The following is a 25,774-nucleotide window of genomic DNA, read 5'->3' as shown; positions in this document are numbered from 1 at the left end:
GTTACTAAATTTGACTCAAAGTACAATTACCTGTACTTAATCTTACAGAGTGATCTTGGGGTTTCTTATTGAATATTATTTCACTTCCGTATTGCGACGACGCAATAAGAACAATGCACCTAGAACAAGAGCTACACCAATTAGTGTAAGAGCTGTTTGGTTTGCTCCATTTGTTTGCGGCAGTTTGCCTGTCGCTTTTAATTGAGCTTCCATTTGTTCAGCATCTGCTTTGATTTTGTCAATATCAAGAGATTTTGCTACTTCTTCCTGTTCCTCTTTAGATAAATTGTTGTAATTATCGAGGAAATCCTTATACGAATCTAGTGTGTCTTTATCCGCTGTAGAAGGATTGTATGGTGGTAAGTTTTTACCTTGATCAATGACATCTGTTACAGATGGTTTAGATGTTTCAGGTTTTCCAGGATTTGTTGGATTTTTTGTATCTGTTGTTGGATTACCTGGATTTTTTGGATCAACCGGCTTGTTTGGATCAACTGGCTTCTCCGGATCTGGATTTGGTTTGTTTGGATCAACTGGATTTTCTGGATCTGGATTTGGCTTGTTTGGATCGACTGGCTTCTCCGGATCTGGATTTGGTTTGTTTGGATCAACTGGCTTTTCTGGATCTGGATTTGGCTTGTTTGGATCAACTGGTTTTTCCGGATCAGGATTTGGCTTGTTTGGATCAACTGGTTTTTCCGGATCAGGATTTGGCTTGTTTGGATCAACTGGTTTTTCTGGATCAGGAGTCCAGCCACCGCCTCCTCCACCGCCATTGCCTCCACCGTTTCCACCTGTTGATGAAGGTTTTACTATAGCAGAACATGTATCTTTTACTGTGAATGAGCCAATTAAACGACTTCCTTCATATACATAGTACGTACCTTGCTTAATAGCTTCGTTTGGCAATACAACCGTTCCAGCAACACTAGTTGTCAGAACTTCACTATTGTCTACACCTTTAACGATATTACCATTAGCATCTTTTACTGTTATCTTTGCATTCGCATTTGGCGTTCCAAACTCAGTTTGTACAGTTAATGTAAACGCAGGACATGCAGGCGCTGCTGATATTTCTGCTTCACAATTAACTGAATATTTAACTGTTATTTGACCAATGAATAGATCACCTTGATATACATTGTACACACCTGAAGGAATGTTTTCAGATGGAATAGTAATTTGACCTAATTCATTTGTCGTCTTATTTGTAGCAATAATTGCTCCTGTTGTATCTTTGATCGTGATGTTGTCAACATTAGGACGTACTTTGCCATTTTCATCTTTTACAGTTAGTGTAAATTGTGGACATGAAGGCGCTGGTTGAACTGTTATTTTACACTCGATATTGTTTTGGAAGTTACCAATTTCTTTGCCATCTACTATAACTGTATAAATACCTGATTCTAAATCAGTTAATTCAATAACACCTGTCGTAGTTGTTGTGTTAATAATTTCTTTACCGCTAGCATCTTTAACAACTATTTTTGTCTTACCATCAGTAATATTATTACCATCAACATCTTTTACAGTTAATTCGAACTTCTCGCACTTTGGTACTTCTTTAACGATAAATTCATGCCCACAGTCTTCTGTGTACGTTAAAGTTACTGTCCCTAAGAACTGGTTACCTTCGTACACCAGATACTCACCTGGCTTCACGCCATTAGTAGGATTATTTTTGTTTGATTCAAAAATAAACTTCCCTGACGCATCAGGTGATGCCTTTACTTCTGTAGTACCTGATTTTAATGTTAACTCTTTAATATTTGTACGGATATTTCCTTTTGAATCTTCAACCGCGATTGTAAAGTTTTCGCACTTAGGTGTTGGTTGGATATTCTCATGACATTTGTCACTGTACTCAACTGTAATCGTCTTTAACGGCACACCATCATAAACAACATCGTACTGACCTGCTTTAACTTGGTCTGGTGTAAAAGTAACTTTACCGTTTTCAATTTTATGATCTTCGGATAATCCTGTTGCTTTACTTACTAATGTTACTGTTCCGTTATTAACTAATTTACCGTCAATATCATATACTGTTAATTCAAATCGATCACATTTCAAGGAGCTTTCTGGTTTATTAGCGATTTCAACAATTTGTTTACCTGCAAATGTACCTGTTGTTGCTTTTTTATTGCGATCTAATGTAAAGCTTACATCCGGATTTTCAAAACCAGGAACTTTTGTTTCTTTTACTGTATATTTACCTTCAGCTAATTTTAATCCGAAATCTAATACACCGTCTTTACCTGTTTTAGCGCTAATTAATGGTTTATCACCTGTATATTCACTGTATAAAGTAAACTCAACATCTTTCATTGCTTCGCCTGTTGCAGCATTCGTTTTTACAATAACGAATGGTACTTTAACTGTTGATGCTTGGTTACCATATTTAAAATCAACAATTGACCAGCTATCTTTTCCACTTGTTTGACCGCTACCTTGATAGCTTACTTCTACTTCATTTTTTGCATCAGAGCCTGAAAGACCTGTAAATACTGTTTCGTATTCTACGTAGTAAGCACCAGTTACATTACCTAAATCAAGAGTGAACGTACCATTTTTCATATCTACATTTAATGTATACTCACTTGGAGCTAAAAGTTTCTTATCTTCAGCTGGATTACTTGGAGTTTTTCCAGACAATGCAACTTTATATACTTTAAATGTATCTTCTAGAATCATTTGTTCTGGGTTACCCTCAGCATCTTTACCAACTGTGTCGGTAATGACTACATTGTTTAATATAGATTGTGCGTAGTTAAATTCAAAATTCCACTTAGCTACTGCAGAACCTTGTTGTGCTTGTTTACCCTTTTTGTTTAAAATTTTGTCTGTATGACTTACATCAACCGTTTCTGTCCATGATGCATTTTTACCCGCTTCACTTGTCAATGTAGCAGTGTTTGTAATACTTACTGGGTTACCATGCGGGAAAATGCTATCTGCATCTACTGATTCATAAGTCACTTTATAAGGGCTATCAATATCCCCTAATTCAAGCTTAATTTCATTCTGTTTACCTGAGGTGTTTTCAATTGTGGATGGTTCTCCTACCTTTTCGAAATCACCACTTGCATTTAGTTTACCTTTTTGCACAACAATATTTTGCACTTTTTGTGTATCTGGTAATTTATCTTCGAATACCGCATTTTTTAAATCATTGTAGTTAAAGTTTAACTCAACATCCCAGTGGAAGGTTTTTGTTGCGTAATTATAATAACCCTCTTTTTTACCGTTTGCTTTTTGTTCAGAGTGGATATTTTGTTCATCCCAATCAGATGAAACATTTGATAAAGCACTATTTTCCATTTGTACTTCATTTCGATATTGAATTGTATTTTCTCCAACATGTCGAATATCGTAATCTGTATCGTACGTAATTTCGATAAGTTTATTTGTTGCATTTTTTAAAGTAATTTCAAAACCAGTTTTATCGTTTTTATTAGTTAACGTGTAATCTGTACCTTTAACTAATGTGGTATTACCTACTTTTATCTCTAAACTATCTTCTTTTAAAGTTAGGTTTTTATCTGTAAAAGTATCAGTAAACACAGTACCAGCATCTAAGTTATAGCCCGCTTGGTTCGCCACAATTTTCCATGACATCGTTTTATTATGATAATCAATACCATTTTTGGATTTATGCAGTAATAATCCTGTTTTACTATAAGTTGTACTGTCTTGAACTGACGTTGTCATATCGCTACGCGTTACTGTATTTGTTACTGTATAGTCTTTCGTAGGGAAAACATCAGCTTTTGGCTTTGTTTTGTATTTGATTACATATGGTTTTGTTACATCAGCATCAAATGATAATTTAAAACCGTTACTAACTTTAGTATCTACATCAGCAGGAATATCAGCAGGAGTAGTACCATCTGCCATAAACACCTGCACATCCCCATCTAATTCTTGAGTGTCTGACCACACATCAGTCAGTACTGCATTTTTAGATGATATGTTGCGCTTATTGAAGTTGTAATTAATCGTCCAATATGTTGCTAAATCATTATAAGTAGGACCTTCATGTGTTTTTGCTAATGGATCACCAAAGTTTACAGTTACTGATTGAGGAGAGGATTCCCCATTATAAGTAGCCTCATTTTTAAAGTTTGCACTTTTAACGTTACCTGGGTCACCAACTTCTGTTTGATACGTAATGCGGTAAGCCGTATACTTTTCATTTGGCAATGAAATTGTCATTCGGTCTTTATTATTATCATCTTTATCAAAAATTGGTTTCGCCTGCATAATGTCAGTAGAGTCTGTTACAGTGCCATCAGGGAATACATTTAACTTTGTGATTTTTACAGAATCTTGCTTAAATGTATGTGCACCTTCTATTAGTGTATCAACAAAATCTGTAGTACCTGACGCTTCATTAACGCCTAAATTTGTATTAACATCTACTGTCCACTTAATAAACTTGCTGTTTAGCGCACTACTATCTGCTTCACCTGATTTAGTAACAGGTGTACCACTATTCGAAGGTTGGAAGTTCAGCTTGATGTTTTCAGTGCCTGGTAAACTAATTGTTTCTTCCCAATTCGTATTACCATTTAAAAAATTTGCCTCTACCATAAAGAATGCTTCTGGCTCAAGGGCTACACCCGTTCCTAAATCATCTCGTAACTCATCGTTGAATGTAATTACGATGTCATTTCCATTTTTCGAAATTGTACCGACCTCACCATAAGCTGTTCCATTCGGGAATGTGATATCTTCAAAAATAGCTGGTAAAGTGTACGTTAATGTTGTACCCGGACCATAATTATGTCCCGCTGCTAGTTCTAAATGGAATTTAAACTCTGCAGATTGTCCATTAGTAACTTTAATACTGTCACTTGGATTAACCTTTTTTCCATCCACAGTAAACTCAACATTTTTAATCACATCAACAGGCATAGTTGAATCATACTTTGGTGGTGTAGTTTCGTCCGGCATATCTCCACTTGGGTCTTTTACTTCATTGCCAGAATCAGGGTTAGTTCCTTCCTCTTTTCCTGCTTCAGCGGGTGGTGCGACCTCGTCCGTGGAACCAGTCTCATTATCTCCTCCAGTTTCAGCCGGTGGCGTTACAGGTGGTACGGCCTCTCCCGTAGAATCAGTATCAGCATCTTCTCCAGTTTCAGCCGGTGGTGTTACAGGTGGTATGACCTCTCCCGTAGAACTGGTATCAGCATCTCCTCCCGTTTCAACTGGTGGTGTTACAGGTGGTACGACCTCTCCCGTAGAACCCGTACTAGTCCCAGTATCTGTTCCAGTTTCAACTGCAGGTAGTTCGCCCTCTGCCGCAAACACTGAAATCGGTGATAGTACGGTTTGGAATACGAGCAGCAATAAGATAATTGCTATGTTTAATTGTTTAAGTTTCTTCATGTTTCTCTCCTTTTCTAAGTTCAGAGAGATACCTGTTGGTGTTTGTTGACGACGTTGCATCCTTTCTTCATGTTGGAAGGTATGCCACAAACAATAGGTTGGTCCCTCTTTCCTTCAATTCACTTGTCGCCATAACTGAATACATTCTTATAAGTACTTCACTGCATAGGCAATCATGATGACTTATGAATGTGTGATGTACAAATTTATATGTATCCATGCTACTTTTGTGACACCTATAATAATAGGCCTCACCCCCTTTAGGGTTTTCGACTCATTATAAGGAAGACTACTGAACAAATTCTAAACAATTCCGGACTTTCTATTTACATTATTCAAAAAATTTCTATATATTTTCCATTTTATTTATCTTTATACAACAAAAAAACAGTAAAAGATTACTCTCAATGAGTACTTTTACTGTTTTTTCATTATCAATATGTTGGTATCCTATTAAACTGCTCTCGTTTAACATACATGATTTATACATTAAATTTTTTTTATTTTTTTTCCTGTTTTCGCAGTAAAGCTAATATTTGTGTCTTCACAACGGAATGGGTACTGTTGTCCTCTAAGAAATCAAGTGGGAAATATACTTTATGATCCCGCTTCATGCGCCCAGAAATAGAATCCACAATAATCGATTCACGAGAAAGTTCTCGTAGCTCTCCATTTTTCATTTCTAAGAAAATAGGAACGCGTACTTCTTCCTCTCCTGGTCGATAAAAATCATAAGGTAGATCTGCCGTCGTATCATGGACAAGATAGTATTCTGGATTTAAATCGGCTTGCTTAAAGAGCTCTTGTAGTTTTTGATATTTGTCTAGCTCGACACCTGGATCTAAATCGATGTACTGAAATAGCTTTCGATTGACAAAGCGGCGACTCAAGTCACTTAATATAGCATCTTCCTCTTGCATCCAAAGTTGAAAATATGTAAAAAGAATACTCTCATCTAATGCAAGATAATCTTCCAGCTGAATGGAGTTGCGGAAAAATGCTAAAAAGTGTGTAGGCTCGTGCTTAAATTTGTAGCCCGCCAAGCTTAATTGCTTAGCGCGTTTTAAAATATTATTTAAAACAACCTCTGCACTGCGAGACACTGGATGGAAATAAATTTGTAAGTACATTTGATAGCGGCTCATAATGTAATCCTCTACCGCGTGCATGCCTGTCGCCTTAATAACAACCTGATTTTTTCGCGGACGCATTACTCTTAAGATCCGTTCCATATCAAAATGACCATAGCTTACGCCAGTGAAATACGCATCACGTTGTAGGTAATCCATACGATCAGCATCGATTTGACTCGATATTAAACTGACGACCTGCTTATTCGGATATGTTTTTTCAATTACCTGTGATACTTTCTCAGGGAAATCAGTCGATACTTTTTTTAATACTGCATTCACTTCTGTATCACCGAGCAGAATTTGTCTTGTATAAAATTCATGATCAAGTTCAAAGACATTTTCAAAAGCATGCGAAAATGGCCCGTGCCCTAAATCGTGTAGTAGGGCTGCACAAAGCACAAGTAGTCGTTCATCTTCATCCCATTCAGGACGCCCAGCAAAAATATCATCTACTATGCGACGTACAATTTCGTAAACGCCAAGTGAGTGACTAAAGCGGCTATGCTCGGCTCCATGGAATACTAAAAACGTTGTACCTAGCTGGCGAATTCGACGTAATCGCTGGAATTCTTTCGTCCCAACTAAATCCCAAATCACTTGATCCCGTACATGCACATAGCGATGCACCGGGTCCTTGAATACTTTTTCCTCTTGCAATTTAGCTTTTGCATAATGTGTCAATTGTACAGCACCCCCGTTTCCTATTTGTTCTATTATATGCGATAAATGCAGGACTAGCATACATATTTCCCTTTAATTATAGAGACTATCAACCTAACTCACTGTATTCTCGTCTTAATTTAGGATTCTATTGACCTAATTCCCTTGCGACGGATGGCTTTCCGTCACCTTGATGGCTTTCCGTCGCTTTGTTGGTTCTATCCGTCGCTTTGACTCTTCTTTCCGTCACCTCGATGGCTTTCCGTCGCTCTGACTCTTCTTTCCGTCACTTCGATGGTTCTATCCGTCGCTTTGGCTCTTCTTTCCGTCCACCTCGATGGCTTTCCGTCGCTTTGACTCTTCTTTCCGTCACTTCGATGGTTCTATCCGTCGCTTTGGCTCTTCTTTCCGTCACCTCGATGGCTTTCCGTCGCTTTGACTCTTCTTTCCGTCACTTCGATGGTTCTATCCGTCGCTTTGGCTCTTCTTTCCGTCACCTCGATGGCTTTCCGTCGCTCTGACTTTTCTTTCCGTCACTCCGATGGTTCTATCCGTCGCTTTGGCCCTTTCTTCCGTCACTTCGATGGCTATCCGTCGCTCTGACTCTTCTTTCCATCACTCCGAGGATTCTATCCGTCGCTCTGACTCTTCTTTCCGTCACTCCGCCGATTCTATCCGTCTCTTTGACTACTCTATCCTTCACTTCGAAAGGTTCTATCCGTCGCTCTGACTCTTCTTTCCATCTCTTTACCTCTTCTATCTTTAATATTAAATACGCACAGAAAACAAAAACTATCTTCAACTAGTGAAGATAGCGTTTTGTTTTACTTATTTCTTTAACTTTGCTAAAACCTTTTCCATTAGTTCTTCTTCCGTTAATGCAGCAACAGGGCGACTATTTACGAAGGTAAATGTTTTTTTACGTCCTGGACCACAATAAGAATGACAGCCAATTTCGATGGTTGCATCAGGATCGATTTCCTTTAATTTTGGAATTAACGTTTTTAAGTTAACGGCCTGACATTCATCGCAAACTTTAAATTCGTTTGCCATTTTGTCAACAACCCTTTCTATATAGTATTTTTTCAATCAAAAAACCGCTCTATTGAACGTATGACCTTCACATATTTAAGTATGTAGCATACGCACAAACCTACATCGGGTATTGTATCGCATTTTTCACCTTGTATTCAAGCATAATTCCTTCCACATAGATGAATAAAAGGTTAAAAGATTGGTCATGCTAGTTATAAATAAATAAGTTCCAAATAAAGGTGGGAGGATTTTACTATGAGTAAAGTAAGACAAGATGCTTGGTTAGAAGAAAATGATGAATTATTAGCAGAGGCGGTTATTCGCCATGTAACGGAAGGAAGTACGCAGTTAAACGCCTTCGAAGAAGCTGGCGATGCTTTGAACCGTACTGCCGCAGCCTGTGGTTTTCGTTGGAATGCTGTTGTTCGCAAAGAGTATGAGGAGCAATTAGCAGATGCGAAAAAAGAAAGAAAAGAGAGAATGCGAGTGTTGGGCGCTCCAGCAAGACGACGTACTACTAGTATGTTTACAGTAAATAATAGTGGCGCAGAGGGTAAATCAATTCCTCTTTCTGCATTATCTCTTGATATTGTCATAGCCTATTTACTACGTTTGCAACACTCTGGTGAGATAGGTAATGAGTCTACAAAATGGAGACAGCTTGTACACGTAACCTCTGAGAAAAATAAAAAACTAGAGAAGACCATTACGCAGCTAGAAGAGGAAAATAGATCTATTCGAAAAGATTACGAGCAATTTGTACAAATTATGAACCGTGCTAGACGACTAGTAACACTAGATGAAGAGGAAGAACGAATTGCACCTGTCTTCAAAATGGAGAAAAACGGAAATCTTGTTGTAAGTAGTTCTGCTTATCAACAAGAAAATGGCGATGCGCTTAGTTAGCAGCATCGCTTTTTTCTTTGGTCGTTGTAATCTATTTTTTCGGTTCGAGCATTCTCGTATTGCGTTCTAAAACACGTTGTAAATAGAATGCGTATGACGTCAGTTCTTCGTCACCAAAAGACTCAAAACGAATTTCTTCAGCCATATTGTGAAGAAGCTGCTGTAAACGAATCACAACATCTTCCACTGTTAATGATACATCAATAAGTTCGGATAGCGACGCCATCACATCAGGGACAATGTTAGGGTACGTAAATTTGGTTTCCTCTCCCTTTAGACTTTCCTCATAAAAGTCACGAATGAGTGCAGCTCGATCTGAACCGCTACCTTCAATACATAAATAAATTTGCACGGCTACTCCTTGGCGTAAACGTCTCTGAGAAATACCAGCAAATTTCTTTCCTTCAATACTTAAATCATAGGAGCCCGGGCAATAGGAACCTACAATCTCATAGGCTTCAATTTGATCCGCTACTTCAGGGAATAATCCCTTTACTAAATCCACCATTACATCATAGCCATCATCAATGCTTAGCGTTTCCGTTTGTTCAGATAAAACAACAGAAATATTCAGTACACCTTCATCAAGGACAACTGCTAATCCGCCTGAATTGCGCACTATAGGATGATAACCACGTGTTTTAAGCAAGTCCATCCCCTCCTGCACATATGGTAAACGGTGATCCTGAATACCAAGCACAACAGATGCATCATGCACCCAAGTACGAATAGTTGGCGGAGAGGCTAATTGTCCAACTAGCTGACATAATGTATCATCTGTTGCAAAGGATTCAAGTGGCGATCTTTGCTTTGCGCTAATGGATTGATCGTAAAAACGCCAAATCGGCTGTTGTAAAATACTTTTCATTATTGGTGCTCCTCTATTTACATCTCTTCTCTTTAGCATACATTATCTATGGAAGGTGTCAAATTCGTGAAATGCAATCATGAACTTAGGGATTTTGTACAAACTATGATAAACTAAAATTCAAATGGTATTCACTTATGAAGGAGTGTTTTAAATAATGAATGAAGCAGCAATTACTTTAGATGGTTGGTACGCTTTACATGATTTCCGCTCAATCGACTGGGCTTCATGGAAACTAGTTTCTGCTGAAGAACGTCAAGCAGCAGTAGAAGAATTCATTGCTTATTTAGAAAAATTAAACGAGGCTGATATCGCTAAAACTGGTGCTCATGCTTTTTACGCAATCGTTGGTCAAAAAGCTGACTTTATGATTATGACATTACGTGAAACAATGGATGAGCTACAAGAGCTTGAAGCTGAATTTAATAAATTAGCAATTGCTGATTTTACTATCCCTACATATTCATATGTATCTGTTGTAGAGCTTTCCAACTATTTAGCTGGCGACTCAGACGAAGACCCATACCAAAATCCACATGTGCGTGCTCGTCTATATCCTGAACTTCCACGTGCTAAGCATGTATGCTTCTATCCAATGGATAAGCGTCGTCAAGGCAATGATAACTGGTATATGCTTTCAATGGACGACCGCAAATCTCTAATGCGTTCTCACGGTATGATTGGTCGTGGCTATGCTGGTAAAGTTAAACAAATTATTACTGGTTCTGTTGGCTTTGACGATCACGAATGGGGCGTAACATTATTTGCCGATGACGTATTACAATTCAAAAAATTAGTATATGAAATGCGTTTCGATGAAGTTTCAGCTCGCTACGGTGAGTTTGGTGCATTCTTCGTTGGTAACCTTCTTGATAACGAAAAACTAGCGAAATTCTTAACTGTTTAATCGAAAACGGTTTTAAATATAAAAAATGCGAGTCCTGACTAACGGGCTCGCATTTTTTATAATTCGTTTTCTTCGCTGTTCTCTGATTCCAATATTAAAATAATTGTATGAATAAAAAAACCAGTTAGAATCATAAGGAAAACTAAATACCAATTATATGGTTGATGATAGTATTCTGCTATACCAACGGCCATAAATGCACTTATGATAATTGCTACAAACATACCAAAAATACGCATTGTAACACTCCTTTTTAAAAGCAAAAAGTAATTTTCTACTTTAGTATGTCACAATTTATTTTCAATATACTTGCAAAACAAAATACTTCAGCTATATAATCATAAAAATTTAACAAAAAGAACGTTAGAAGGCCACCTCTTTCGCCCGAGGTCTAACGCTTTCGTCTAGACGATGATTATGCGCTAGGTTATCCACCGGCAAAAAACCCCATAGTTTCCTTAACAATAAAAAAGCGTCACCCATTACGATGAACTTTCTTATTTTCATATGATTGTCTTGTACTTTAAGACTTTTCATCCTTAACTTTCAAAATTAATATAACGGTATTGATGAAAAAACCCACTACGATTATTAATATAAAGAGATACCAATGGAGTGGCTGTCCGTAAAAATCCCCTACCAAAAATGCCAACACAGCGCTCAACAAAATACCTACCCACACACCAATCTCCATAATTTTTCACCTCACATGTAAAACCTGTCCCTCTTTACAGACTACTCATTATGGCTAATATATGCTTAGCAATTTTAAGATGTGAATTTCTTTCAATCAATTATGCCTCGGCATAATTGCGTCCTGAATCAGCTTTGTGCTCGCACAAAGAACTCCTTTCCGATTCCGTGACATCCGTCGGAGACTTTAGGCCAACACGATGTTGGTCACTCAGTCGTGTGTTGCTGTCGCTTCGCTTTCGCACAGATAAATTGCCACAGGACGTGGCGTTCTTAGACTGAGTTCCACTAGGTGTTTGGACACCCAGTGAAAAGGTAACTTAAACCCGCATTCATCTTACCACCTATAGAAGTGGAAGACTTCTGTACCTGTTGCTACGCTTTCGGTACAAAAGACATCTGTAGCTGACGCTTTGCTTTCGCTACAAAAGACATCTGTAGCTGACGCTTTGCTTTCGCTACCAAAACATGTGCTGAAAAAAGTTAAAATTGAACATGTCTACAATACCATCGTGCATATACTGTCTGCGAGGAGGAATAAAAATCGCCGTTATAAAGAGAAGGATACACAAACAGCCCTGCTCGTGAGGCTTATACGCGCTGAGGCAGAAGGCGACGGAGAATAGGTATGCTGATGGTCGGCACTGTTAGCGTCAATCGTGTACGAGCAGATTGTTTAGATTTTGGTGATATTCGGACGGTTTCGGCATCAAAGGGGGCTGTGAAGAGACAACAAAAGGCTATGGATCAGCGAGCACGTGATTAAGTCATTAGATTAGCAAATAGAGTTATCAAAGGAGAAGAGTTCCATCCAGCAACTCGTTCGCTATGGTTTTTCAGACCTGAAGAAGATTTTCCTGCATAATGGTACGGTCAGTGGAACATGGGAAGATATAAAGTGCATTGCTTTTTCTCGCCTACCGAAGAGGATTGTCCTCAAATCTAAAAGAAAGAAGGTTGATAACTTATGATGCCTTATTATTGGACACCAACAACGCAACAACCAATGACTCCTCCTCCAGCAACACTTCAAAACGGACGACCACCTGGACGTGAGGAATCCTATATTGAAAATATTTTGCGTTTGAATCGCGGAAAACCTGGTACGTTCCATTTTTCTTTCGAGCATGCCATTGAACAAGGTAAAAACACAAAAGTTGTGCGAGGTGTTGTAGAGGCTGCTGGTCGAGATCATGTTATTCTTCGTGAGCTCAAATCAAATCACCGTTTCCTATTCCCGATGATTTACTTTGATTTTGCTGAATATGATGAGGAAATGGTTTATTTTAATCAAAATCCGTAATATATTTCACACCGCTTCCCACGGGTAAGGGAAAAATTGGCATGTTAGGATACGTCCTAGCATGCCAATTTTTATTGTAAGTTCAAGCCATATAGAACGTTCATGGGAGCTTACTATTGATTTTCTTGTAAATACTGCAATGTTGCTTTTCCTAATGTTTTGGCTGCAATCAACATTGCACGTTCATCAAAGTCAAAGCGTGCATGATGATGAGGATATGCCACTTCCCACTCAGGCTTTTTGGCACCTGTGAAGAAAAATGTACCAGGTACATTCTCTAAATAATACGCAAAATCCTCACCGATCATAAATGGTGGACACGTTATTATATTTTCCACTCCTGGTACATCTGCTGCAAGCCGAGCAATAAATTCTGTTTCTTTCATATGATTGTAAACAGGGGGATAGCCTCTTGTATAACGATATTCATAACTTGCGCCAAAAGCTAGACAAGTGGCATTTAGTACAGCCTCAATCTCTTTCTCCATCTGTCTACGTACTTGCTCTTCAAAAGTACGCACTGTTCCCGCTAGCACAACTCGTTCAGCAATAACATTGAAAGGGTTAATCGCCTCAAAATGACCAATTGTTAAAACCGCTGATTTTAATGGATCAATGCGTCTAGATATAAGCTGCTGAGCATTGACAATAAACTGTGAAGCAAGAGCAACAGCATCAATAGAATGATGCGGCTCCGCACCATGGCCACCTTTACCTTGAATCATGATTTCCACTTTATCCGCAGCAGCCATAATTGCCCCATCTCTAACCAAAATATCGCCCAATGGTGTTGGTGCCCATAAATGTGTACCGAAAATAACGTCTACCCCGTCTAGACAGCCATCTTCAATCATCAGCTTTGCTCCGCCTGGTGCAATTTCTTCCGCATGCTGATGGATAAATACTACATTACCTACAAGATCATCCTTCATTGCATTGAGTGCCTTAGCCAGCCCAAGTAAAGTCGCAGTATGACCATCGTGTCCACATGCATGCATTTTACCATCCATTTTTGACTTATAAGGAACATCATTTTCTTCCTGTATCGCTAACGCATCAAAATCAGCTCGCAATGCTACTGTTTTTCCTGGTTTCCCACCATGTAATGTTGCAACCACCCCACGCTTTCCTACATGCTCACGAACTTCATGTCCTAAAGCACGATGAAAAGCAGCTACATAAGCTGGTGTTTCTACTTCCTCAAAGGATAATTCAGGATATTCATGTAGATGACGACGAATCGCAACCATTTCATCATAGTTATTATCTAGTAATGTATATAGCTTCTCCATATCACTAAACCTCTCTTTCTATTTGTCGAACTCTTCTGGTAATAACAGTGTACTATAAATTCTTACAATAACAATAGGAATTAAAACTATTATTCTCTAGAAATTATATTGTGGAGAAGCTGTATAAATTCTTTTTATGTCCGAGCTTTTTTCATATTGGAGCATTGTCCTAGCTGCTGCAATTACCAACAAAAAACTCCCTCACACATTACGGCGAAGGAGTACGTTCAACTAAATTTTATTAGCGAGTATGTTTAATGGCAGACACGATGATTAAAATCCATCCAACTAAAAATAGTACTCCACCAATTGGTGTGACTGCCCCTAAGATTTTAATGCCGCTGATTGCCAGTACATATAAGCTTCCTGAAAAGAAGACAATACCGAGGTTGAAAAAGATTCCAGCTAAATTTAACTTCTTTACCTCTCCAAGTAATTTAGGGCTCATCAATAAGCCAATGACTAGTAAAGCCGTGGCATGAAACATTTGGTACTGAACAGCTGTTTCCCAAACCCCACGCCCATAATCGTCTAGAACTTCTTTTAAAGCATGTGCACCGAATGCACCGAATGCCACTGCCAAAAAGCCGTGGAGTGCACCTGTCACAATAAATTTTTTCATGTCATTTCTCCTACCTTTAATCAATTTCGCCTTGGTGTAATTGCGTCCGGAGGCTTTGGGCCAACGTGATGTTGGTCACTTATTCGTGTGTTGTTGTTGTTGTTGCTGTCGCTTCGCTTTCGCACAGATAAAACCTTGTTGCTGTCGCTTCGCTTTCGCACAGATAAAACCTTGTTGCTGTCGCTTCGCTTTCGCACAGATAAAACCTTGTTGCTGTCGCTTCGCTTTCGCAGATAATACCTTGTTGCTGTCGCTTCGCTTTCGCACAGATAAAACCTTGTTGCTGTCGCTTCGCTTTCGCACAGATAAATTGCAACAAGACGTGGCGTTCTTAGACTGAGTTCCCCTATTTCAGTAGGCGTTGGGCACCTACTGAAAAGGAACCACATCCTCATTCATCTAGCCACCTTCAGAGGTGAAAGTCTTCGCTGAATGAAGATAATTAAAAGTCAAAAATTGAATCGCCATTTGCCCCGTCTTCTTCTTCAATTTTTGCTGTGTATAAACTTGATTGCTTCGGCTCTGATACTAGCATTTGTGGCAAATGTTTTGACTGCGCTTTTGAAATGCCGTCAGGTGAGTCTAATACCACATCACATAATGCTCGGATTGCTGTTAAAGCTTCGCGAATTTGCTGTTCGTTCCCAATATTTTTCACACCCGATAATTGTTTTTCAAGTTGTTGAATAACGGCTTGATAAGGAATCATTGCATTCTCCCACTTTCTGCTTTTGGCACAAATTTTAGACAGTCCGTGCCCGAGGATTGTTTAACAACAACGGATGGTATTTGCTTTGTTTTAAAGCCATATGCTACACAGGCCCGCGGCGTTTGTGGGTCCCATGTTACTTTAAAATATTGACATTTGAAACAATTTACCTTCATTGTTGCCCCTCACTTTCTTCTATTATTAACTGTAACATGAATCTATAAGTGTATAAAGTAAACGATTTGTGCCAATCTATGCTAGAGACCAATCAATTGGCTGCTCTCCCCATTGTACTAGCTGTGCATTTATTTTCGAATACGGTTTACTGCCAAAAAATCCTCGATAGGCACTAAGAGGACTTGGATGAGGTGCTTCTAAAATGACATGAGGTGTTGAATAATTACGGATTATTGATTTTTTCCGCTGTGCTGGTTTGCCCCAAAGTACAAAAATAATCGGTTTTTCTCTTGAGGCTAATTTATCAATAACAGCATCCGTAAATTGCTCCCATCCTTGTTCTTTATGAGAATGAGCCTGACCTGCTCGAACTGTTAATACTGTATTCAATAACATTACACCTTGCTGTGACCATTTTGTTAATGTACCGTTTTGAGGGATTGAACAACCAAGATCCTCCTGTAACTCTTGTAGCATATTTCGCAAGCTTGGTGGATGTTTGATTCCTGGCATGACCGAAAAACTTAATCCATGTGCTTGATTTGGTCCATGATATGGGTCTTGGCCTAAAATTACGACCTTTACATCATGATAAGCTGTTGTATTAAATGCATTCATGATGTCATTCATTGGTGGATAAATAGTTTGTGTTGAATATTCATGTGCTACAAATTGACGCAGCTCTTTATAGTAAGTTTTGTCTAATTCATCTGCAAGTATTGCTTGCCAATCATTCGAGAATACTTGATTCATCGTAATATTAACCCCTTTCTCTTCTTACAACGGTACAAAAAAATAATGTCGAATACAAGCATCAGATCAATTACGCCTCAGCATAATTGCGTTCTGAGGCTTTAGGCCAACACGGTGTTTTTTGTGCGAAAGCGCAGTGCTAACGTAGCGACAGCAAAAGGGTTTTGTCTGTGCGAAAGCGAAGCGTCAGCAGCAACACGTTGTTTTTTGTGCGAAAGCGAAGCGTCAGAGAATGGTTGGACACCTATCGAAGTTAAAACTGACCTTGTAAAAATATCTTATTCTGACTATTTTTACAGAATCAGAATAAGACTATACTAGATGGTAATTTTAAAACTTTTATCTATAAAGGAGATCTATCATCATGGCTCTTAAAAAAACTTTAACAATTGCTGGTTCCGATACATCAGGCGGCGCAGGTATGCAAGCTGATCTTAAAACATTCCAAGAGCACGGCACTTATGGCATGGTGGCGTTAACGGTTGTTGTAACAATGGAGCCAAATGGTTGGGCACATAATGTCACACCATTGCCAACAGAGCTTTTACAAAAGCAAATCAATACTGCTCTTTCAACAGGCATTGACGCAATAAAGACTGGTATGCTGTCAACGGAAGAAATCATTCGTATTGCTGGTGATGCCATCTCAAAATCCGGTACGCCAAATGTTGTCATTGACCCTGTAATGGTATGTAAAGGAGAAGATGAAGTATTGAACCCTGGTAACACAGATGCGATGATTCAACATCTTTTACCATTGGCTGCAGTGACAACACCAAACCTGTTTGAGGCTGGACAATTGGCTGGAACTGGAACTCCAAACACAATTGAAGAGATGAAAACGGCAGCTCGTAAAATTCACGAACTAGGTGCTAAAGCTATTGTGATTAAAGGCGGAAAAGCGTTAGCTACTGAAAAAGCAACCGACTTATTCTTCGACGGTGAAAAATTCTACTTATTAGAGTCTGATAAAGTCGCTTCTACTTATAACCATGGGGCTGGCTGTACATTTGCTGCTTCAGTGACAGCAAACCTTGCTAACGGACTTTCAGTGAAAGAAGCTGTTATCGAAGCGAAAGAATTCGTTTCAGCTGCAATCGCTCACGGTTGGGCATTAAATGACTATGTAGGACCAGTTATGCACGGTGCAAAATCTCGATTTGGCGCACCACAAGTAACAGTGACTGAAATCTAAACATAACAGGCATCTGATTAGCAAAACGATACTAATCAGATGCCTCTATTACATATAAGCGTTCTCCATCATTTCGATGAATAATCCCATGGATCATTCATCGAAATGAATTGAGCCAATGCCTTACTTTCCTTTTTACGCTCTGCACGGACCTTTGCTCGTTCAGATGCAGTTTCATGTAACTTTGTCTCCTCTACTGTTTCAGGAATGACGCGTGGAACTGGGGCTGGTTTATTATTATCATCTAATGCGACAAAGGTTAACAATGCTGTCGCTGCTACCTTGCGTTCCCCCGTTTTCAAATTTTCAGCAATGACCTTTACGAAAACCTCCATTGAAGACGTCCCTGTCCATGTTACATAAGATTCGAAGTATACAGAATCAGTCGGGCGAATTGGATGTAGGAAGTCGACCGAATCCGTTGAAGCTGTCACACAATCTCTACGACTATGCTTAGCAGCTGAGATTGAGGCTACCTGATCGATATCACCCATTAAGCGACCACCAAATAGTGTATTATGGTTATTAACATCATTCGGAAACACTCGACTTGTCCGCATAACCCTCGATTCTTTACAGTATTTAAAGTCCTTTTTCACATCAATTCCCCCTCGTAAAAACAACTGTTTTATTTCTACTATAATGCTCCATCTCCCCACGAAAATCAATTTAATTATTAGAAAATTACAAATAATTAACATAATTTTTCTCCCATTGCTAAAAGTATTGGACAAGATTCGCTACTACTTCATAAACCATATATTAGATTTATATGGGAGGGAGCAAAATGAAAAAGCAAAAACCTGAAGAATTAAAAGAAGAACGAGGATTACTTTCTGGAGAACTAACCGCTTCAAAAGTAGAAGTAATTTCATCAATTGTTTTAACGCTCGGTTATTCATTATCAACCCTCGCCACGATATTAGCATTCCAGGAGGAAGAGGAATTAGCACAAAAAAAATCTTCACAAGCACAGGATCAAAATCTACAATTTAAACAAATGTATAAACAACTACAGAATGTTAACAATCGCTTAGAATCCATAGAACGAAAGCTCAATCGATATTAAAAGCCGCGATTCTCCGTCATAAAAGAGAATCGCGGCTTTTTTACTATACTATGATAATGATCTTTCCGTCTTCTTCCCTTGTCACAGCTACACATCTCAATGTTAAAGGAACGTCATCTATTGTACCAAGATAGAATTCGTTATTACGTAGTTTAAAATTCCCTTTAACATTACATGCTGCCTAACTGTCAGTTTAGGAAGAAATCATGGTCGCAGTATCTTTTCATTTGTGAAACCGTATACAATACAAAATAACACGTTTTGTACAAGTTTGTTTTCACACTCATTATATTGATACATTACAATAATTTTTTCAAGAATATTGCTCGAAAAGTAGTCATTGGTTAAAATTAGGAACCGATTTATGAAAAATTTTAAATGAACAAGCCTTCGAAATTTATTTAGGAAATCTTAGTGATTATGTTGTGCTAAAGAGGCATTCAATTTCCCTTTGTGAATTTTTTTTACTATACTTAAAGGAGAAATAATCGAGAGGAGTGTTAAGGTGCAAGAAGTACAAGTAAAAACGTTGCAGGAATTATTAAATTCTTTCGCCAACAAAGACGTTTATATTCATCTTGAGACGACGAACGGTTCTTATGCAGCACATTTTGATGAGAAATTTTTTAATGCAGGTGCTTTTATTCGCAATGCCAAAATCAACTATGAGCTTGCTAAAGTGGTAGATGATTCACCCCATCGTGTCGGATTAAAAATGGCGCATGGCTGGGTTTATGCTCAAGGCATCACACATTTTGAATTAGATGATTTAGGCCGTTTATTAATGGCTGGACTAGACTACTCTGGTAAATTGGCGATAGCACTAGAAATTAGTGAAACGCCATTTACGTATTAAGGAGGACGACTATTTGAATTTAGAGCCACAACGTCATATTTTGATTGTTTACCCTCACCCAGATGATGAGGCTTTTTCAGTTGCTGGAACGATTGCCTACTATACAAAGAAAATGAATACTCCTGTTACATATGCCTGTTTAACTTTAGGGGAAATGGGCCGTAATTTAGGAAATCCGCCTTTTGCTACGCGTGAATCCTTACCAGAAATTCGACGCAAGGAGCTAATTGCAGCTGCAGAGGCTATGGGAATACAAGATTTACGTATGCTTGGTTTCCGTGATAAAACGATTGAATTTGAAGACGATGAAAAAATGGTAAAGCTTGTTGAAGGTTTAATAGAAGAGTTATCACCTTCTCTTATCATTACATTCTTACCTGGCTTTGCGGTCCATCCAGACCATGAAGCAACAGCACGTGCCGTAGTTGAGGCTGTCCGCCGTATGCCAAAAACTGCACGTCCTCAAGTATATGGATGTGCCTTCGCCAATGATACCATCGAAAAAAATGGAGAGCCCCATATTGTCGTCGATATTCGTGAAATGAAGACGGATAAAATTAAAGCATTACAAGCACATGCATCCCAAACAGCTTGGATGATGCAAGAAACAGAAAAACGCATCGATAACGGTGAACCAATGAGCGAAAGCTGGTTAAATGTTGAAAAGTTTTATATCGTCAACCCTGACCAATATGTAAAATAAGAACAAAAGCGCTGGAGAGATCGAAGCGCTTTAGCCTAGACGACTATGCTTTAGGTTCCTCTGGCAAAAAAACTTATATTTTCCTTAATAAAAATAAAACAGTTCTGTCCTCTTTTTTAGCGAGAACAGAACCGTTTTTATATTAAGCGACTTTTAATTTCTTTAAAATATGAACAAAGAAAGTTATAGAAAATACAATAATTAGCACGACAAAGAACATATAGTGTGGAACGTGAACACCAATGATACTAACTAGCATTTTCAGCGCAATAATGCCGATAATAATAAATGCCGCCGCCTCTAGTTCTGGTATTTTTTCAATTATGATTAAAAATAGGCCGGCAATGGTTCTCATCATTAAAATCCCTAGCATCCCCCCTATTAGTAAGATCCAAATTTGATTAGAAATTGCAAATGCGGCAAAAATCGCGTCAATTGAAAAGGCAATATCCATTAGCTCTACTGAAATGACAGTCGCCCAAAATGTCCCAAAAATTCGAACCATTAACCCTGATTTTTTAACTTCCTTAACACTATCCTCTGCCCCAATTCGCAAGAAATGAGCGATACAAAGCCAACCTAAATACAAAGCTCCTAATAATTTAATAAACCAAAAATCTACTAAATAAACACCTATTCCGATAAACAAAAATCGGAAAAAGTAAGCACCCAACATTCCATACATTAACGCACGTTTACGTTGCTTGTCTGGTAAATGTTTAACCAGTACTGCCAAGACGAGTGCATTATCTGCTGACAGTAAACCTTCAATAATGATGAGTGTTGATATTAACCCCCAAGATACGGGGTCTGTTAAAACTTCTTTCCACATTTCCCAATCGAAAAATTGAATGTATGTAGATAGAATTCCTTGAATGATTTCCAATTACATACCCTCCTACTTGTCCTAAAGTATTCTAGTATATGCTTGGTCATTTTCGTTATGAAGAAATGGGCGTTCCTTTATTTCTATAAAAACCCTTGAATGTTTAGACACCCACTGAAAGAAGTTAAAATAGACACCGAAAATTTAGAATTTACTAAAAATTAATGACAAAAACCTTATAAAATGTGCTATCATAGATAAATGTTTTAACGTAACGGAGGATGTATACTATGGAAGCTGCTGACACTAGAACTGTGCAAGTAGAAAATATCTTAATTGCACATCATTTTTTAAAAGACGTAGTGGTGCACACGCCGCTACAAAAAAATGATTATTTATCTGAGAAATACGGAGCTAGCATTTATTTTAAGCGCGAAGATTTACAGCATGTACGCTCATTTAAACTTCGTGGCGCCTATTATAAGATTAAAAAAATTGAAGAAGAGGCTCGCCAAGCTGGTGTTGTTTGTGCAAGTGCCGGCAACCATGCTCAAGGTGTTGCTTACGCCTGTGCTCAACTGAAAATTCAAGCAAGTATTTTTATGCCCCAAACAACACCTAAGCAAAAAATTGATCAAGTGCGTATGTTTGGTCGCGATTATGTGGAAATTATTTTAGCGGGCGATACGTTTGATGATTCTGCAGAAAGTGCATTCGTTTACTGCGAAGAACACAATAAAATCTTTATCCATCCATTTGACGATTTTGATGTCATTGCTGGCCAAGGAACGGTCGCAGTTGAAATTATGAATGACATGGAGGAACCGATCGACTACCTATTTGGTAGTATCGGTGGCGGTGGCTTAATGTCAGGTGTTTCTGCCTACGTGAAAAACCTTTCCCCTACTAGCAAAATTATCGGTGTAGAGCCTGCTGGGGCGGGTAGTATGAAGGCTGCATTTACAGAAGGTGGTGCAGTGGCACTTAATTGGATTGACAAGTTCGTAGATGGCGCCGCGGTAAAATGCGTCGGCCATCACACATATGATGTTTGTCGTCGCTATTTAGACGACATCGTACTAGTACCAGAAGGAAAAGTATGTACAACGATTTTAGATCTTTATAATAAACATGCCATTATCGCAGAGCCTGCTGGGGCATTATCAGTTGCGGCGCTCGACTATTATAAGGAAGAAATTAAAGGTAAATCAGTCGTTATCATCATTAGCGGTGGTAATAATGACATCGGGCGTATGCAGGAGATTAAAGAAAAATCTTTAATTCATGAAGGCTTACTCTATTACTTCATCGTAAGCTTCCCACAGCGTGCAGGCGCACTTCGCCAATTCCTAACAAGTGTTGTCGGACCAAATGATGACATTACAACTTTCGAATATACAAAGAAAAACAATAAAGAAAGTGGTCCTGCCTTAGTCGGCATTGAACTTGGTAATCGTGACGACTACGAAGGTTTACTAGCACGTATGAATGAATTTGGCTTCAAATACAAAGAAGTAAACAACGACATTCAACTTTTCGGCTTACTAGTCTAAAATAAAGAGTCACACTTCTATGTGAGTGTGGCTTTTTTGCGGGGATGAGAGGTTTATCGGAATAAAATTATGTTTTATCGGAACTATTTTGAGATTTATCGGAACAATTTCAGATTTTATCGGAATGTTTGTTATATTTATCGGAACAATTTAGAAAAATACAGTCTATCTGACCGCAATGATAGACTGTACTATTTTAAAATATACTGTCGATTCTTATTGGCACCAATTTCTTGAAGCTGTAATGACTTCAATATTTTATATACTGTTTTAGTGCAAGAGATACCGAAGAAATCTTGAAATGAACTGTTGGATATAAATCCCCCATACATATAACGGTAATCTTTCAGTGCGTTGTTGAAAGCTAGATTATCGACCTCACCACAATTCTCACAACACCACTTCCCTTGACGATAATGCATAACAAATTGATATTCGCACTTAGAGCATAGTGCACCCTTCTTCAATTCATCCACTTTAATATCTAGCGTCCATTGGGTTGGTGTGTGCATCTTTAGAATATGCGTTGATAGTTCTCTCAAATCATTTTCACTTAGATAGACTTGTTGATGCTGCTTGAACAGTTGCTCTACCCTTTCAGCCAAGCCACTTACATGAATAATTGGCTGCGACAAGAAAGTGGGTGACATAATCATACTCGGATTTGCAGAAACGACTATAGTTTCAATAGGTAGATAATGCCCACTCATTTGAAATAATCGATGCAAAAACCTAGCATGTCGCTTCACCTGATCGAATGGATTACGAAAACCATCTACTCTTCCATCAGAGGTAACTCTAATAAATTGATGGTTATCTTCCATATAATCAACACGCCCAGCAATATTTTTAATTTCTACTATTAAAACAAAATTTTGCGACATGAATAATGTATCCATTTGATGCATTGATCCACCTTCGACTTTAAGCTGAACATCATGCAATAAATAATGCGCATGCTGCAAATAGATCTCTTGCCATTCTTTATCTACTCTTCGCTCACCTGCATACCCTGCCCTTGTTCTCCTTAGCATTTCTTGAAAATAATCATACTTTGCGTGAGATTTCGGTAACCGCCTCTCAATCATTTCTAACACCCGTTTCTTCGATGAGACTTCCCGCTTTTTCAGTAGCATATTTTCACCTCCTTTAGCTAGATTATAATGCACTTTATCGATTTACCACCCAACTTTCAGCAGAAAAAAACGCCCATACCTATGTATGAGCGTTAATCATCATGATCCTAATAACGCACGGTCTGAGTTCATTTTCTCACCGCGGATACGTTCGAACTCTGCCATTAAATCAGGAATAGTCAATTCATGCTTGCGATCCTCGCCAACTTCTAAAATGATTTGACCTTTATCCATCATAATCAATCGGTTACCTAAATCTAATGCCTGTTGCATATTGTGCGTGACCATTAATGTTGTTAAGCTATCTTTCTCAACTAAATATTTCGTAATGCGTGTGATTAACTCTGCACGCGATGGGTCAAGTGCAGCCGTATGCTCATCTAGTAATAAAATCGATGGCTTCGTGAACGTTGCCATTAATAAAGACAGCGCCTGACGTTCCCCACCAGAAAGTAAGCCGACCTTTGCAGATAGGCGATTTTCTAGATTTAGACCCAACATCTCCAACGATTCCTTGAAAAATTCTCGACGCTTTTTATCAACACCAATACGCAAGCCTCTACTCTTATTACGTGAGTAAGCTAACGCTAAGTTTTCCTCAATCGTCATTGTTGGCGCTGTACCAGCCATTGGGTCCTGAAACACACGACCGATATAGTGGGAACGCTTGTATTCTGGTAAAGCCGTTACCTCATTCCCATCAATTAAAACTGAGCCAAAATCTGGCGTTAAGGCACCTGAAATCATATTCATCATGGTCGACTTACCGGCACCATTACTACCAATGATTGTTACAAAATCTCCTGGCTTTAAATGCAAATTAATTTCAGCAAGTGCGACTTTTTCGTCAGGCGTACCTTCATTAAAAACTTTATTAATGCCGTGTAATTTAAGCAAGGCCGTTCCCTCCTTGCTCTACCGCATTTACTTGTGCACGCTCTGCTGCACGCTTCACTTTTCGTTTGCGTTCCTTACTTTTACTAACAAATTGAGGTAAAACCAACGCTAAAATAACAATGATAGCTGTTATTAATTTCATATCTCCCGAATCAAGGAATTCAACACGTAATGCTAATGCTAAAATGATACGGTAAATAATAGCCCCCGCAATGACAGCAAAAGTTGTGCGCATAATCGTTTTTGTACCAAAGATTGCTTCACCAATAATAACAGAAGCAAGACCGATAACGATCATCCCAATCCCCATACTTACATCTGAGAACTTCGAATACTGTGCGATTAAAGCTCCAGAAAATGCGACAAGTGCGTTAGAAAGTCCTAGCCCTAGAATAATAAGTGTATCTGTATTTGCTGAAAAGCTACGAATCATACGCTTATTATCACCAGTTGCTCGAATAGCCAGTCCGACCTCAGTTTTTAAGAACCAGTCTGCTATTACCTTAATTAAAATCGTGATGATTAATACTACAATCAACGTACTCCATGTAGACGGTACTTGCTGAATGCCGATGCTTTTTAATAGGTTATTGATCGCAGCATCGATACCTAAATTACTCCAAAATACTTGAAACTTTGAAAATATAGTCTCTGAGTTCAATAGTGGAATATTCGGACGACCTATCGTATTTTCTGCAGTTAACCCCATGATTCGTAGGTTAATAGAATACAAAGCAATCATCATTAAAATCCCCGATAATAGTGGGTTAATTTTACCTTTTGTGTGAAGAATCCCTGTCATACATCCAGCAATAAATCCAGCAACAATTGCCACTAAAGTCGCTAACATCGGGTGGTAGCCAAGCAGAACCATCGTCGCCGCTGTAGCCGCCCCTGTTACAAAGCTTCCATCAACCGTTAAATCCGGAAAATCTAACACGCGGAATGTTAAATACACACCAAGTGCCATAATTGCATAGATGATTCCTTGCTCCACTGCGCCAAACATTGCTAAAAACATAGTTGAATCATCTCCTAATCATTCTTAAACTAATTTTTATTACCTATGCTCCATTCCTAAATAATGGAG

Annotated in this window: 27 protein-coding genes and 1 pseudogene; 11 read left to right on the top strand and 17 right to left on the bottom strand. The window is 38.5% G+C overall.

The genetic code is table 11. The features are described from left to right. Positions 1–75 precede the first annotated feature (75 nt). Both BFJ97_RS25470 and BFJ97_RS13890 read right to left on the bottom strand, forming a co-directional pair. Positions 76–5,391, bottom strand: a complete 5,316-nt coding sequence (locus tag BFJ97_RS25470) for a collagen binding domain-containing protein (RefSeq protein WP_175401753.1) — start codon at positions 5,389–5,391, stop codon at positions 76–78. A 500-nt stretch (positions 5,392–5,891) separates the two neighbouring features. Beyond that, positions 5,892–7,265, bottom strand: a complete 1,374-nt coding sequence (locus tag BFJ97_RS13890; protein ID WP_254660171.1) for an HD domain-containing protein — start codon at positions 7,263–7,265, stop codon at positions 5,892–5,894. Between the two features lie 128 nt (positions 7,266–7,393). Here BFJ97_RS13890 and BFJ97_RS24225 point away from each other — a divergent pair, with 128 nt between their 5' ends. Then, entirely contained in the window at positions 7,394–7,705 is a 312-nt protein-coding gene (locus tag BFJ97_RS24225; RefSeq protein ID WP_139114443.1) for a hypothetical protein, read from the top strand. A gap of 26 nt (positions 7,706–7,731) precedes the next feature. Here the strand turns inward: BFJ97_RS24225 and BFJ97_RS13885 are convergent, their stop codons facing one another. Continuing rightward, positions 7,732–7,986, bottom strand: coding sequence for a hypothetical protein (locus BFJ97_RS13885; RefSeq protein WP_068985242.1), 255 nt, complete (start codon positions 7,984–7,986; stop codon positions 7,732–7,734). A gap of 26 nt (positions 7,987–8,012) precedes the next feature. Further along, complete coding sequence (locus tag BFJ97_RS13880; protein WP_049667962.1) at positions 8,013–8,237, bottom strand: DUF1450 domain-containing protein; 225 nt, start codon at positions 8,235–8,237, stop codon at positions 8,013–8,015. Between the two features lie 237 nt (positions 8,238–8,474). Between BFJ97_RS13880 and BFJ97_RS13875 the strand changes: the two genes are divergently transcribed. Further along, entirely contained in the window at positions 8,475–9,125 is a 651-nt protein-coding gene (locus BFJ97_RS13875) for an RsfA family transcriptional regulator (RefSeq protein WP_068985241.1), read from the top strand. A gap of 31 nt (positions 9,126–9,156) precedes the next feature. On the opposite strand, the gene BFJ97_RS13870 is transcribed toward BFJ97_RS13875, so the two are convergent. Then, a complete protein-coding gene (locus BFJ97_RS13870; RefSeq protein WP_068985240.1) occupies positions 9,157–9,993 on the bottom strand; it encodes a lipoate--protein ligase family protein in 837 nt (278 codons plus the stop codon). A gap of 157 nt (positions 9,994–10,150) precedes the next feature. Between BFJ97_RS13870 and hemQ the strand changes: the two genes are divergently transcribed. Beyond that, on the top strand, positions 10,151–10,900 hold the full coding sequence (gene hemQ, locus BFJ97_RS13865; protein WP_068985239.1) for a hydrogen peroxide-dependent heme synthase: 750 nt from the start codon (positions 10,151–10,153) through the stop codon (positions 10,898–10,900). Between the two features lie 56 nt (positions 10,901–10,956). Here the strand turns inward: hemQ and BFJ97_RS13860 are convergent, their stop codons facing one another. Then, a complete protein-coding gene (locus tag BFJ97_RS13860) occupies positions 10,957–11,139 on the bottom strand; it encodes a hypothetical protein (protein WP_068985238.1) in 183 nt (60 codons plus the stop codon). 991 nt (positions 11,140–12,130) lie between these two features. Between BFJ97_RS13860 and BFJ97_RS13855 the strand changes: the two are divergent. Together BFJ97_RS13855 and gerQ are read left to right on the top strand one after the other, a co-directional pair. Further along, positions 12,131–12,539, top strand: a pseudogene (locus BFJ97_RS13855) (cell wall hydrolase). A gap of 21 nt (positions 12,540–12,560) precedes the next feature. Then, positions 12,561–12,896 carry a spore coat protein GerQ gene (gene gerQ, locus BFJ97_RS13850; protein WP_083227044.1) on the top strand — a complete coding sequence of 112 codons (336 nt, stop codon included), beginning with the start codon at positions 12,561–12,563 and terminating at the stop codon, positions 12,894–12,896. 113 nt (positions 12,897–13,009) lie between these two features. Here gerQ and BFJ97_RS13845 read toward each other — a convergent pair whose 3' ends face one another. The 6 genes from BFJ97_RS13845 to BFJ97_RS13820 form a co-directional block, all read right to left on the bottom strand. Further along, positions 13,010–14,188 (bottom strand): M20 family metallopeptidase, encoded by a 1,179-nt coding sequence (locus BFJ97_RS13845; RefSeq protein ID WP_068985237.1) that lies wholly within the window; start codon positions 14,186–14,188, stop codon positions 13,010–13,012. 241 nt (positions 14,189–14,429) lie between these two features. Beyond that, positions 14,430–14,810: a DUF423 domain-containing protein gene (locus BFJ97_RS13840; protein WP_068985236.1), complete on the bottom strand. Its 381-nt coding sequence runs from the start codon at positions 14,808–14,810 to the stop codon at positions 14,430–14,432. A gap of 79 nt (positions 14,811–14,889) precedes the next feature. Then, the gene (locus BFJ97_RS13835) at positions 14,890–15,129 is read right to left on the bottom strand and encodes a hypothetical protein (RefSeq protein WP_139114442.1); all 240 of its coding nucleotides are present in this window, start codon (positions 15,127–15,129) and stop codon (positions 14,890–14,892) included. Positions 15,130–15,252: 123 nt separating this feature from the next. Then, a complete protein-coding gene (locus BFJ97_RS13830) occupies positions 15,253–15,519 on the bottom strand; it encodes a YwdI family protein (RefSeq protein WP_068985234.1) in 267 nt (88 codons plus the stop codon). Next, positions 15,516–15,695, bottom strand: a complete 180-nt coding sequence (locus tag BFJ97_RS25230) for a uracil-DNA glycosylase (protein ID WP_068985233.1) — start codon at positions 15,693–15,695, stop codon at positions 15,516–15,518. The genes BFJ97_RS13830 and BFJ97_RS25230 overlap by 4 nt, the downstream gene beginning before the upstream one ends. Positions 15,696–15,771: 76 nt before the next feature. After that, positions 15,772–16,449: a uracil-DNA glycosylase gene (locus BFJ97_RS13820; protein WP_068985232.1), complete on the bottom strand. Its 678-nt coding sequence runs from the start codon at positions 16,447–16,449 to the stop codon at positions 15,772–15,774. 123 nt (positions 16,450–16,572) lie between these two features. Between BFJ97_RS13820 and BFJ97_RS24220 the strand changes: the two genes are divergently transcribed. Further along, the gene (locus BFJ97_RS24220) at positions 16,573–16,770 is read left to right on the top strand and encodes a hypothetical protein (RefSeq protein WP_139114441.1); all 198 of its coding nucleotides are present in this window, start codon (positions 16,573–16,575) and stop codon (positions 16,768–16,770) included. Positions 16,771–16,813: 43 nt separating this feature from the next. Continuing rightward, entirely contained in the window at positions 16,814–17,644 is an 831-nt protein-coding gene (gene thiD, locus BFJ97_RS13815) for a bifunctional hydroxymethylpyrimidine kinase/phosphomethylpyrimidine kinase (protein ID WP_068985231.1), read from the top strand. Between the two features lie 68 nt (positions 17,645–17,712). Here thiD and BFJ97_RS13810 read toward each other — a convergent pair whose 3' ends face one another. Continuing rightward, positions 17,713–18,204 (bottom strand): acyl-CoA thioesterase, encoded by a 492-nt coding sequence (locus BFJ97_RS13810; protein WP_223554542.1) that lies wholly within the window; start codon positions 18,202–18,204, stop codon positions 17,713–17,715. Positions 18,205–18,431: 227 nt separating this feature from the next. On the opposite strand from BFJ97_RS13810, the gene BFJ97_RS13805 reads away from it, so the two are divergent. From BFJ97_RS13805 to bshB2, 3 genes are all read left to right on the top strand, one after another. Further along, positions 18,432–18,713, top strand: coding sequence for a hypothetical protein (locus BFJ97_RS13805; RefSeq protein ID WP_068985229.1), 282 nt, complete (start codon positions 18,432–18,434; stop codon positions 18,711–18,713). Between the two features lie 505 nt (positions 18,714–19,218). Further along, positions 19,219–19,569: a YojF family protein gene (locus BFJ97_RS13800; RefSeq protein ID WP_053484519.1), complete on the top strand. Its 351-nt coding sequence runs from the start codon at positions 19,219–19,221 to the stop codon at positions 19,567–19,569. A gap of 13 nt (positions 19,570–19,582) precedes the next feature. Further along, positions 19,583–20,272, top strand: a complete 690-nt coding sequence (gene bshB2 / locus BFJ97_RS13795) for a bacillithiol biosynthesis deacetylase BshB2 (RefSeq protein ID WP_068985228.1) — start codon at positions 19,583–19,585, stop codon at positions 20,270–20,272. Between the two features lie 142 nt (positions 20,273–20,414). On the opposite strand, the gene BFJ97_RS13790 is transcribed toward bshB2, so the two are convergent. Continuing rightward, a complete protein-coding gene (locus tag BFJ97_RS13790; RefSeq protein WP_068985227.1) occupies positions 20,415–21,158 on the bottom strand; it encodes a TerC family protein in 744 nt (247 codons plus the stop codon). A 230-nt stretch (positions 21,159–21,388) separates the two neighbouring features. Here BFJ97_RS13790 and ilvA point away from each other — a divergent pair, with 230 nt between their 5' ends. Further along, positions 21,389–22,651, top strand: a complete 1,263-nt coding sequence (gene ilvA, locus BFJ97_RS13785) for a threonine ammonia-lyase IlvA (RefSeq protein ID WP_068985226.1) — start codon at positions 21,389–21,391, stop codon at positions 22,649–22,651. 191 nt (positions 22,652–22,842) lie between these two features. Here the strand turns inward: ilvA and BFJ97_RS13780 are convergent, their stop codons facing one another. The 3 genes from BFJ97_RS13780 to BFJ97_RS13770 form a co-directional block, all read right to left on the bottom strand. Then, on the bottom strand, positions 22,843–23,787 hold the full coding sequence (locus BFJ97_RS13780; protein ID WP_068985225.1) for a nuclease-related domain-containing protein: 945 nt from the start codon (positions 23,785–23,787) through the stop codon (positions 22,843–22,845). A gap of 99 nt (positions 23,788–23,886) precedes the next feature. Beyond that, complete coding sequence (locus BFJ97_RS13775) at positions 23,887–24,684, bottom strand: ABC transporter ATP-binding protein (RefSeq protein WP_068985224.1); 798 nt, start codon at positions 24,682–24,684, stop codon at positions 23,887–23,889. Further along, positions 24,677–25,705 (bottom strand): ABC transporter permease, encoded by a 1,029-nt coding sequence (locus BFJ97_RS13770; protein WP_068985223.1) that lies wholly within the window; start codon positions 25,703–25,705, stop codon positions 24,677–24,679. Before BFJ97_RS13770 ends, BFJ97_RS13775 begins: the two co-directional genes overlap by 8 nt. Positions 25,706–25,774: the final 69 nt, after the last annotated feature.

Origin of the sequence: Lysinibacillus xylanilyticus, assembly GCF_001708185.1 — a bacterium.
Taxonomy (GTDB): Bacteria; Bacillota; Bacilli; order Bacillales_A; family Planococcaceae; genus Lysinibacillus; species Lysinibacillus xylanilyticus_A.
The sequence above is the reverse complement of the archived record's forward strand: the minus strand, read 5'-3'. Positions and strand labels throughout refer to the sequence as shown.

Coding starts and splice junctions, on each gene's coding strand:
- BFJ97_RS25470 (WP_175401753.1), bottom strand. CDS start 5,391: ATGAAGAAACTTAAACAATTAAACATAGCAATTATCTTATTGCTGCTC.
- BFJ97_RS13890 (WP_254660171.1), bottom strand. CDS start 7,265: ATGCTAGTCCTGCATTTATCGCATATAATAGAACAAATAGGAAACGGG.
- BFJ97_RS13880 (WP_049667962.1), bottom strand. CDS start 8,237: ATGGCAAACGAATTTAAAGTTTGCGATGAATGTCAGGCCGTTAACTTA.
- BFJ97_RS13875 (WP_068985241.1), top strand. CDS start 8,475: ATGAGTAAAGTAAGACAAGATGCTTGGTTAGAAGAAAATGATGAATTA.
- BFJ97_RS13870 (WP_068985240.1), bottom strand. CDS start 9,993: ATGAAAAGTATTTTACAACAGCCGATTTGGCGTTTTTACGATCAATCC.
- hemQ (WP_068985239.1), top strand. CDS start 10,151: ATGAATGAAGCAGCAATTACTTTAGATGGTTGGTACGCTTTACATGAT.
- BFJ97_RS13860 (WP_068985238.1), bottom strand. CDS start 11,139: ATGCGTATTTTTGGTATGTTTGTAGCAATTATCATAAGTGCATTTATG.
- gerQ (WP_083227044.1), top strand. CDS start 12,561: ATGATGCCTTATTATTGGACACCAACAACGCAACAACCAATGACTCCT.
- BFJ97_RS13845 (WP_068985237.1), bottom strand. CDS start 14,188: ATGGAGAAGCTATATACATTACTAGATAATAACTATGATGAAATGGTT.
- BFJ97_RS13840 (WP_068985236.1), bottom strand. CDS start 14,810: ATGAAAAAATTTATTGTGACAGGTGCACTCCACGGCTTTTTGGCAGTG.
- BFJ97_RS13830 (WP_068985234.1), bottom strand. CDS start 15,519: ATGATTCCTTATCAAGCCGTTATTCAACAACTTGAAAAACAATTATCG.
- BFJ97_RS25230 (WP_068985233.1), bottom strand. CDS start 15,695: ATGAAGGTAAATTGTTTCAAATGTCAATATTTTAAAGTAACATGGGAC.
- BFJ97_RS13820 (WP_068985232.1), bottom strand. CDS start 16,449: ATGAATCAAGTATTCTCGAATGATTGGCAAGCAATACTTGCAGATGAA.
- thiD (WP_068985231.1), top strand. CDS start 16,814: ATGGCTCTTAAAAAAACTTTAACAATTGCTGGTTCCGATACATCAGGC.
- BFJ97_RS13810 (WP_223554542.1), bottom strand. CDS start 18,204: ATGCGGACAAGTCGAGTGTTTCCGAATGATGTTAATAACCATAATACA.
- BFJ97_RS13805 (WP_068985229.1), top strand. CDS start 18,432: ATGAAAAAGCAAAAACCTGAAGAATTAAAAGAAGAACGAGGATTACTT.
- ilvA (WP_068985226.1), top strand. CDS start 21,389: ATGGAAGCTGCTGACACTAGAACTGTGCAAGTAGAAAATATCTTAATT.
- BFJ97_RS13780 (WP_068985225.1), bottom strand. CDS start 23,787: ATGCTACTGAAAAAGCGGGAAGTCTCATCGAAGAAACGGGTGTTAGAA.
- BFJ97_RS13770 (WP_068985223.1), bottom strand. CDS start 25,705: ATGTTTTTAGCAATGTTTGGCGCAGTGGAGCAAGGAATCATCTATGCA.